Consider the following 7,401-nt stretch of genomic DNA (forward strand, 5'->3'; position numbering starts at 1 on the left):
GCTCGGCCTCGGAGGACCCGAACGGGATCAGGTCGTCGTCGTGGAAGGTCACCCCGTGCGCACCGAGCTCCGCGAGCCGCTCCACCGACTCCACCGGGTCCAGCGCGGGACGCGTCGCGTCACCGAACGGGTCGTTGCCACGCCAGCCCACGGTCCACAGACCGAAGGTGAACCTGTCCGCAGGAGTGGGAGTGAAGCGGTCCGGCATTGCACAGCCTCTTGTCGACGTCAGGCCCGGACGACAGTTCCGCCGCCCGGCCAATTTGTTTGCTTGCAGTACTAATACGCCATCCCGTCAATGGTTTCTAGACCATTTCCGTGACGTATCGGTCACGTGGCGCAAACATGGCCGTTCCGGGGCCACATCCTGTGTTTCGGGTTTTCGGGCAATCCGGGAATTCCCGCCGCACACCAGCCCTGTCGGCCACATTTGTTTTGTGTACGATCAAAACCGAGAGGACCCGCAGCCGCGCTTGCCGCAGGCGCCCTGACGTCCCGCCCAGCACCTCCTGATCGGCTAAGGACCACCCCCATGAAGTTCACCGACGGCTTCTGGCAGATGCGCAGTGGTGTGCACGCCTCGTACGCCACGGAAGTCCGCGACGTCCGCCTCGACGACGACCGTCTCGCCGCCTACGCCGCCGTCAAGCGCGTCGAGCGCCGCGGCGACACGCTGAACGCCCCGCTGATCACCGTGGAGGCCCACGCCCCGGCCGAGGGCGTCATCGCGGTACGCCTCACCCATCACGCCGGCAGGCGGCACAGGGGCCCCGACTTCGAACTGCCGGGCGCGGCACCGCGGTCCGCCGCCACGACCCGCACGCAGGGCGGGACCGTCGAGCTGACCAGCGGTCCGCTCACCCTGCGGCTCCCCACCGAGGGCGTCTTCGGACTGGAGTTCCTCGACGGTGACGGCCGGGTCCTGACCTCCGCGGGCCGCAAGGGCAGTGCGTTCGCCACTCTCGGCGACGGCAGCCACCACATGTTCGCCCAGCTCGCCCTCGGCGTGGGCGAGACCGTCCACGGCCTCGGCGAGCGCTTCACGCCCTACGTGAAGAACGGCCAGGTCGTCGACATGTGGCAGGCCGACGGCGGCACCAGCAGCGAGCAGGCCTACAAGAACATCCCGTTCTACCTCTCCTCGCGCGGTTACGGCGTCTTCGTCAACCACCCCGGCAAGGTCTCCTTCGAGGTCGGCTCCGAGGCCGTCGGCCAGGTGCAGTTCAGCGTCGAGGACCAGACGCTGGAGTACTTCGTCATCGCGGGCCCCACCCCGAAGGACGTCCTGTCCCGGTACGCGGCCCTCACCGGTCTCCCCGCCCTCCCCCCGGCCTGGTCGTTCGGCCTCTGGCTCACCACCTCCTTCACCACCTCGTACGACGAGGCGACCGTCACCTCCTTCGTCGACGGCATGGCCGAGCGCGGCATCCCGCTGAGCGTGTTCCACTTCGACTGCTTCTGGATGCGCGAGTACCAGTGGTGCGACTTCGAATGGGACCCGGCCGTCTTCCCCGACCCGGAGGGCATGATCGCCCGGCTCAAGGACAAGGGCCTGAAGATCTGCGTCTGGATCAACCCGTACATCGGGCAGAAGAGCGCCCTGTACGAAGAGGGCGCGCGCGAGGGCTACTTCGTCCTCACTCCCGGCGGAGACATCTGGCAGTGGGACAAGTGGCAGGCCGGCATGGCGCTGGTCGACTTCACCAACCCGGCGGCCACCGCCTGGTTCCAGGGCAAGCTGAAGGGGCTCCTCGACCAGGGCGTCGACGGCTTCAAGACCGACTTCGGCGAGCGCATCCCCACGGACGTCGTCTGGCACGACGGCTCCGACACCGAGCGCATGCACAACTACTACACGCACCTCTACAACAAGGCCGTCTTCGAGCTCCTGGAGAAGGAGCGGGGCCCGGGAGAGGCCGTGCTCTTCGCCCGCTCGGCCGCCGCGGGCGGCCAGCAGTACCCGGTCCACTGGGGCGGCGACTGCTGGTCCTCCTTCGAGGCCATGGCGGAGTCCCTGCGCGGCGGGCTGTCGCTGTCCCTGTCCGGGTTCGGCTTCTGGAGCCACGACATCGGCGGCTTCGAGGGCACGCCCGACCCGGCGGTCTTCAAGCGCTGGCTCGCCTTCGGCCTGCTCTCCTCGCACAGCCGGCTCCACGGTTCGTCGTCGTACCGCGTGCCGTGGGAGTTCGGCGACGAAGCGGTGGACGTGGCCCGGCAGTTCACCCGCCTCAAGCACCGCCTCATGCCGTACCTGTACGGCGTGGCCGTCGAGGCCCACCGGACGGGCGTCCCCACGATGCGCCCCCTGCTGCTGGAGTTCCCCGACGACCCGACGGCCCGCACGGTGGACCGCGAGTACCTGCTGGGGCCGGACGTCCTGGTCGCGCCGGTCTTCACCGAGGACGGGGAGGTGGAGTACTACGTCCCCGAGGGCACCTGGACCCACCTGCTGACGGGCGGGACGGTCACCGGCCCCGCCTGGCGCCGTGAGACCCACGGCTTCGACAGCCTGCCGCTGCTGGTCCGCCAGGGAGCGGTCCTGCCGCTCGGCGCGGACGAGTCCCGCCCGGACGGCGAGTGGCTCGACCACCTCGAACTCCGCGTCCACGCACCGGAGGGCACCGGCGACTTCACCCGCACGGTGACCGTCCCCGACCGCACGGGCGCGGTGGCCGCGACGTACGAGGTGACCTGTGAGGGCGGCGAGGTCCGCGTCACCACGGACACCGACCGGCCGTACACGGTCACGGTCGTAGGCTGACCTCCTACGACCCTTTTCGGGCCGGCCCCGCACCGGGGCCGGCTCCCCGGCGCAAGGTGGAGTCCATGGGTGAGCTGCTTCTGATCCGGCACGGCGAGACGGAATGGTCCCGCTCCGGGCAGCACACGAGTCACACGGACCTGCCGCTGACCGGACTCGGGGAGCGCCAGGCCCGCGCGCTCGTCCCCGTCCTCGCGGAACGCAGCGTCGGCCTCACCCTGGTCAGCCCCCTCCTGCGCGCCCGCCGCACCGCGGAACTGGCCGGCCTGCGCGCGCCCCGCGTGACGCCGGACCTGCACGAGTGGGACTACGGCGCGTACGAGGGCATCACCACGGTGGAGATCCGCCGCACCCGCCCCGACTGGGACCTCTGGAGGGACGGCGTCGCCCCCGGCCCCGAGGACCACCCCGGCGAGTCCCCGTCCGAGGTCGCGGACCGCGCGGACCGGGTCCTGGCCGAGGTCGCCGCGGCGGCCTCCCGCATGGGCCACGACGACATCGCCCTGGTCGCCCACTCCCATTTCCTGCGCGTCCTCACGGCCCGCTACCTGGGACTGCCGGTGACCGGTGGCGAACTCTTCCAGCTGGCCACGGGCGCGGTCTCGCGCCTCGGCCGGGAACACGGCAAGCCGGTCGTGAAGGCCATGAACATCGCCCTCCCGAAGAGCATGTTCGAGGCGGCGGGCTGCTGACCTGACACCGGGGCCCTCGAAGAGCGCCGCTCCTGAGGGCCCCGACGGACGACGTCCGCCGGACGTCCGCGCGGCGCCGGAGCCTCCCCGGGCGGACAGCGGGGGAGCCCCGCCGTCCGCCCGGAGTGCGGCCTGGCTACGCCGCCCGGCGGGCGAACGCCGTGGCCTTGCTGCGGCGCTCCGGGTCGAAGACGTCGACGGTGCCCGCGCCCGCACTGCCGGGGCCCGCCTGCCATCCGCGTATCGTGCGGGCCACGCCCTTCACCTTCGGGTGGCCCGGCTTGTACGCGAGCTCGAAGTGGGATTCCTTCGGAGTGGCGAGGTCCCCGCCCCAGGTGACGGTGCCGTCCAGCTCGGCGAGGATGTCGCGGACCACGACGAGCTCGTGCGGGTACAGGCCGCCCTTGACGCCCACGGGGTAGGCGAGCGGCCGTATCGCCAGGGCCGTGCCCGAGAGGTAGTTGGACTCGTAGTCCTGGACCGTGCTGCGCGTCGTGGAGTGGCCGGTGATGTCGCCCTCGCGGAGCTGGTCGATCTCGTAGTGGAACCGGCGGGCCACGTGCAGCAGGATCACCGCCGCGTCACCGGCGGCAAGACGCACGGACCGGCCCGATCCCTCGATCCGGAAGAGCTCCGCCTCCTCCAGCACGGGCCAGCCGTTCGCCGACTTCGTGCCCGTCCATCGCCGGCTCCCGGGCACACCGTCGGACGACGGGGCAGCCGGGGCGGCGTACGCGGTGCCGGGGAGGGCAGCCAGGGCCGTGGTGGCCCCGAGCGCGGCGCCCGCCATGAGGAGGCCGCGCCGGTCAATCTTGTTTCTCACTCTTCTTCCTTCCGATGACCGCCGTCGCAACGGCACCCGCGGCACAGCCGGCGAGCATCACTGCGAGGGCGACGAGAGAGGGGTTGACCCAGGCGGGAACCAGGTCGTGGCCGGCGTTGCACTTGTTGTGCAACGGAAACCACTGCGAGGGCTCACGCCAGTGCTCCGACCGGTAGGCGTCGTCGTAGGGAGCACCGGCGGCAGCGCAGGCCTCCCTGACGTCGAGACCGCCGGAGAAGGCCCCGACGAACCAGACGGCGCAGCCCACGCCGATGAGCACGACCGCGGGATACGCCCACCATCCGGGGCTTCGCCACCGGCGGGCGGGCAGTCCGCGTGCGGTTCTCCAAAGGCTCAGCACGAACACGGCCAGGAAGAGCGGGGGAAGTGCGATGGCGGCCAGTGCCGAGACGACGTTCACTTACGGGGTGGTCCCTTTCGTTTCTTGACGGGCCGCACGGTTGCCGGCGGCCTTCAGGTACTTCTCGTGGTTCGCCTTGTAGGTGGCGCGGAGGCGCTGCTCGGTTCCGGTGCGGGCCAGCAGCACATCGACGAAGCCCTGCTCGAAAGGCTCCAGTTCGTCGTACCCGAGCATGGCCGGAAGTGTCTTGATCCCGCCTCGGACGGTCACCAGGCCGACCTGGGCGGCCACGACCTCCTTGTCGTCCGCCGCGGTAAGAATATTGTGCGCGAGGAACTTGGCATCCGCGGTGCTGCCGCTGAAGCGTCCGGTCCAGTAGCGGCTGAACCGCGTCAGACCACCGCCCCCGTTGTAGAGGTCGCGGACGGCCTGGACGATCGTCTTCCCGTCGCGCACCGCCTTGGCCAGCAGCCACGCGTCGGCGTCCTCGATCAGATCGTTGTAGCCGAAGCTGGAGGCCACCCCGACCTTCGCCATCTTCAGCTGCACGAAGTTGCGGCCGTCGGGATATTCGTCCGTCGCGCGGCGCCAGTCGACATAGAGGGTGAGCAGGTCGCCGCCCCAGCCTGCGACGTCGCCCTCGTTCACCGACCGCGGGTTGGACGGCATCCAGGCGACGAAGTGCCCGTTGGCGGACGCCATGAGGTGCTCGGCGTTCACCTCGTACGCGGTGTAGGGGTCGGTGAAGTCGGTCATGACCGACATGCCTTTTCCGTTGGCGTATTCGACGAATGCCTTGTCGTAGGAGCCGATCAGGAAATCCCAGTCGCCGCCGCCGTACGCCTTGTGCCGTATGTACTCCATCACCAGCTGGTTCGGGTCGCGGTCGCCGGTGTAGGCGACCGCGTGATCGTAGAGGCGCTGGACGTAGTTGATGAAGTCGTCCGCCGGACCGGACGGCCTGTTCACACTGCCCTGGCCGGGGTCGACCCCGGAGATCACGTCGCGGTCCAGGTCGAAGGTGTCCGACCCGTTGGTGACCTTGAACTCCTTGATCTGGTTGAAGGACCAGTTCGCGGGGATCGGGAAGCCGAGGTTGCCGGAGAAGCCCCAGGACATGCCCGAGACGAACGAGAAGCGGGCACCGGTCTGCCGGCTGACCACGGTGCACACGTTCCGCGAACCGTACACACCGTGCACGTAACGCTTGCCGTTGTAGGAGAGGCCGGCGGCTATCCCGTGGAAGTACGGCACGACCGCCGCGTCGATCTCCTCGCGGGTGGCGTCGTAGTCCACCGCGAAGTAGATGACGGTGCCGCGGTTGAACCCGTAGTCCGAGGCCAGCTTGTGCGCGTTGAGCGCGTGCTGGTAGCCCTGGGTGTAGGTGAAGTCGTCGAACTCGCGGGCGTTGTCCTGGTAGATCGGGAACACCCTCAGCCCGTTGCTGAAGATCGTGGCGAGTTCGCCCGGCTTGATCTCCTTGTCCAGGGTGGAGCCCGGCGGGTCGTAGATGTAGCGGCCCACCACCTCGTACTTGTTGTTGCGCAGCCACTGGGCCCGGGACGCGGTGATCTCGAACCGGGTGTCCGACCCCGTCGCGGGCCGGTCCGGGTCACCCATCGAGACGAGGAGCTGTGCCCATGTCCGGTAGTCGGAGCGACCGGTGACCTCCAGCTTGCAGAACCTCTGGAAGACCTCGACCCACTCACGGAGCTTGCCGTCGTAGCTGCTGCGCCAGGTGGTGGGGGTGCCGGCGTCACTGGTGCCGGTCGGAACCGGTGAGTTGAACACGCACGCCGCGGAGAACAGCTCGACCCAGAGGCCCGAGGCGCCCTCACCGAACTCCTTGGACTTCAGCCCTGTCTGAGTGGCGGGGCCGAAGTTGCCGTTGGGCGCGGCGATGCCGAGTTCGTACTGGATGGCGATCATCATGGCCTTCTGCACGTCGCGGGAGTAGATCCCGTCGCAGGGGCCGATGGTGTAGGCGTCCCTCGTCCAGTAGCGGCCGTTGAGCCAACGCTGGATCGTGCGGACGTCGTCGGAGCCGCCGTTGACCTTGATGTAGGCGTCCATGTTGAGGATGCACTTGAAGATCTTCGGAGTGGTGACGCCGCCCGCGGTGCCGGTGCCCCCGTCGGGCAGGCCCATGTCGAGGAGGAGGCTCTTGACCGCTTCGGTGGTCACGGCGCCGTAGCCGCCGTAGCCGTTGGCTCCCCAGTAGCCCTTGCAGAACAGGCCGTGCTGGATGATGCGGACGATGTTGGTGTTCTTGTCCCAGCCGAAGCCGATGTCACCGAGGGCCTGGAGCCTGGACATCGTGGTCGGGCCGAAGCTGGCGACCACCGGGCTGATGCCCAGTTCGTGCTGGAGACCCATCACGAGGGCGTTCATGGTGGACCAGCCGGTGCGGCCGTCCTCGGGGCTTCGTACGTAACCGGAGACGCCTCCGTAGGTCGCGTTGACCCACTTCTGGGCGTCGAGGACCTTCTCGTCCAATGTCGACGATCCTTTCTCGGCAATGTGCGGCACCTGCCGCCGGCGCTGCGCCACGGAAGCGATCGGAGCGGGCCGATGACGTGCTGTTCTGCTACGGGACGCTATGCACCGGGGGTCTCCGTTCCCTCTCCGTACGCCGTCGTCCCCGCGTACGGGACCCGGCCGCGGCCCGTCCGGTGGCACCACCCTCGTACCGTGGTGCGCAGAGGCGTCGAGCGGTCTTCCGCCCGTGGCCGTGCGCCGGTCACGGACCGGCAGCGCACGTACG

5 protein-coding genes and 1 pseudogene are annotated in these 7,401 nt (G+C 69.3%); 2 read left to right on the forward strand and 4 right to left on the reverse strand.

Going from position 1 to position 7,401, the window contains the following annotated elements:
• A pseudogene (locus tag VN520_RS13225) lies at positions 1–208 on the reverse strand (xylose isomerase); the annotation flags it as partial.
• A 324-nt stretch (positions 209–532) separates the two neighbouring features.
• On the opposite strand from VN520_RS13225, the gene yicI reads away from it, so the two are divergent.
• A complete protein-coding gene (gene yicI / locus VN520_RS13230) occupies positions 533–2,761 on the forward strand; it encodes an alpha-xylosidase (RefSeq protein ID WP_325747085.1) in 2,229 nt (742 codons plus the stop codon).
• 65 nt (positions 2,762–2,826) lie between these two features.
• Positions 2,827–3,453 carry a histidine phosphatase family protein gene (locus tag VN520_RS13235; protein ID WP_325747086.1) on the forward strand — a complete coding sequence of 209 codons (627 nt, stop codon included), beginning with the start codon at positions 2,827–2,829 and terminating at the stop codon, positions 3,451–3,453.
• A 136-nt stretch (positions 3,454–3,589) separates the two neighbouring features.
• Here the strand turns inward: VN520_RS13235 and VN520_RS13240 are convergent, their stop codons facing one another.
• From VN520_RS13240 to VN520_RS13250, 3 genes are read right to left on the reverse strand one after another with little or no spacing between them, the layout of a single operon-like run.
• Positions 3,590–4,243 carry a hypothetical protein gene (locus VN520_RS13240; protein ID WP_325747089.1) on the reverse strand — a complete coding sequence of 218 codons (654 nt, stop codon included), beginning with the start codon at positions 4,241–4,243 and terminating at the stop codon, positions 3,590–3,592.
• 16 nt (positions 4,244–4,259) lie between these two features.
• Positions 4,260–4,697 (reverse strand): hypothetical protein, encoded by a 438-nt coding sequence (locus VN520_RS13245; protein ID WP_325747087.1) that lies wholly within the window; start codon positions 4,695–4,697, stop codon positions 4,260–4,262.
• Positions 4,698–7,133: a glycoside hydrolase domain-containing protein gene (locus VN520_RS13250; protein WP_325747088.1), complete on the reverse strand. Its 2,436-nt coding sequence runs from the start codon at positions 7,131–7,133 to the stop codon at positions 4,698–4,700.
• Between the last annotated feature and the right edge of the window lie 268 nt (positions 7,134–7,401).

The sequence above is a fragment of the Streptomyces sp. genome (assembly GCF_035563135.1).
GTDB lineage: Bacteria > Actinomycetota > Actinomycetes > Streptomycetales > Streptomycetaceae > Streptomyces.

Bases quoted from the DNA above. Each gene is read 5' to 3' on its own strand.
- VN520_RS13240 (WP_325747089.1), bottom strand. From the start codon at position 4,243: ATGGCGGGCGCCGCGCTCGGGGCCACCACGGCCCTGGCTGCCCTCCCC.
- yicI (WP_325747085.1), top strand. From the start codon at position 533: ATGAAGTTCACCGACGGCTTCTGGCAGATGCGCAGTGGTGTGCACGCC.
- VN520_RS13235 (WP_325747086.1), top strand. From the start codon at position 2,827: ATGGGTGAGCTGCTTCTGATCCGGCACGGCGAGACGGAATGGTCCCGC.